The 1,718-nt window shown below is 72.8% G+C and carries 2 protein-coding genes; both read right to left on the bottom strand.

The genetic code is table 11. The features are described from left to right. The coding region (locus tag ACLEQD_RS42815; protein WP_410391712.1) for a GTP-binding protein at positions 1–616 on the bottom strand (616 nt) is incomplete at its 3' end. Then, positions 613–1,718, bottom strand: a 1,106-nt coding sequence (locus tag ACLEQD_RS42810; protein ID WP_410391711.1) for an anhydro-N-acetylmuramic acid kinase, incomplete at its 5' end; no start/stop codon positions are given. The genes ACLEQD_RS42810 and ACLEQD_RS42815, both read right to left, overlap by 4 nt.

Genomic DNA, 1,718 nt, shown 5'->3' with positions numbered 1-1,718 from the left:
CGGGCGGCGCGGGGCGGGGCGGCGGGACGATGCGCTTGGCGCGCAGGTCCTTGATGACCAGCCGGGTGATGGTCTTGAGCGTGTCCATCACGCCGCGGCCGCTGGTGGCGGCCGACTCGAAGTCGGGGACGCCGCGCGGGTTGAGCTCCCGGCGCAGCTCCTCCACGGAGAGGACGTTGTCCAGGTCCCGCTTGTTCCACTGCATCACCAGCGGGAAGCGGTCCAACCGGATGCCGTTCTCCAGGAGGTTCTCCTCCAGGTTGGCCAGGGACTCGCGGTTGGCGTCCATGGCCTCCGCCTGCGAGTCCGCCACGAACACGACGCCGTCCGCGCCCTGGAGCACCAGCTTGCGGGTGGCGTTGTAGAAGACCTGTCCGGGCACGGTGTAGAGGGCCAGGCGCACGGAGCAGTCGCCCACGCGCTCCACCTTCACGGGCAGGAAGTCGAAGAAGAGCGTCCGGTCGCCTTCGGTGGCGATGGACATCATCTCGCCCCGGTGGGCCGGGCGAACGGTCTCGTAGACCTTTCGCAGGGTCGTCGTCTTCCCCGACAGGCCGGGGCCGTAGAAGACGATCTTCGCGGCCACTTCGCGGGCCATCAGGTTCACGCTGCTCACGGTGTCAGCTTACCTAGAACGACTCGGCGCCTTGCGCCAGTTGCGGGGCGAACATTCGCGGGCGTCCCGGCCCGGTGCTCGGCCGCGAGGAGGGCGAAGAGGGCCGCCTCCTTCGCCTCCTCGGGGAAGCCCAGCACGTCCAGCCGCTCCAGCGGCACCGGGGCCAGCCGGGCCCGCAGGTCCGCCATGAGCACCGGGTTCCGCGTCCCACCCCCGGAGGCGTACACCGCCTCCAGCCGGGGGAAGCGGGGGTGCACCCAGGTCTCGAAGGCGCGCGCGGTGGCCTCCACGGTGAAGGCGCGCGCGGTGGCCATCAAGTCGGTGGGCCGCTCCGGGGCCGCCTTCCAGAGCCGGTCCACCAGCGCCTCGCCAAAGCTCTCGCGGCCCGCGCTGCGCGGGGGAGGACGCGCGAGGAACGGATGCGCGAGCAGCTCCTCCAGGAGCGCCGGAATCACCTGTCCCCGGGAGGACAGGCTCCCGTCCCGGTCGCACCCGAGCCGTCCCTGCGTCACCCGGCGCGCCAGGCCGTCCAGCACCATGTTCGCGGGCCCGGTGTCGAACGCGAGCGTGTCGTCCACGTGCTCGCCCACGACGCTCACGTTGGCGATGCCGCCCAGGTTGAGGAACGCGCGCGTGGCGTCCGGCCGCTCGCGGTTCCGGAAGACGGCCCAGTCCAGGTAGGGCACGAGCGGGGCGCCCTGGCCGCCCACCGCCATGTCGCGGGTGCGGAAGTCGCTGACGACGGGCAGGCCGGTGCGCTCCGCGATGACGTCCGCTTCGCCAATCTGGAGCGTGGAGGCGATGGGGGACAGGTCCGGGGGCAGGTGGGCCATCGTCTGGCCATGGGAGCCGACGACGTGGATGTCCCCGGGCTTCACGCCCGCGCGCGCGATGACGGCGAGGACGGCCTCCGCGAAGCGCTCCCCGAGCTCGAAGTTGAGGGCGCAGAGGCTCCGGGCGTCCTGCGGGCCCAGGACCCGCGCGACGAGGTCCGGGGAGAAGGGGCGTGAGACGTGCGCGAGCAGCTGGAGCGCCACGCCCGCGCCCGTGCCCTCCACGCGGCACAGCGCCGCGTCCGCCGCGTCCACGCTGGTGCCGGACA

Source organism: Corallococcus sp. 4LFB (assembly GCF_046520365.1).
Taxonomy (GTDB): domain Bacteria; phylum Myxococcota; class Myxococcia; order Myxococcales; family Myxococcaceae; genus Corallococcus; species Corallococcus caeni.
The sequence above is the reverse complement of the archived record's forward strand: the minus strand, read 5'-3'. Positions and strand labels throughout refer to the sequence as shown.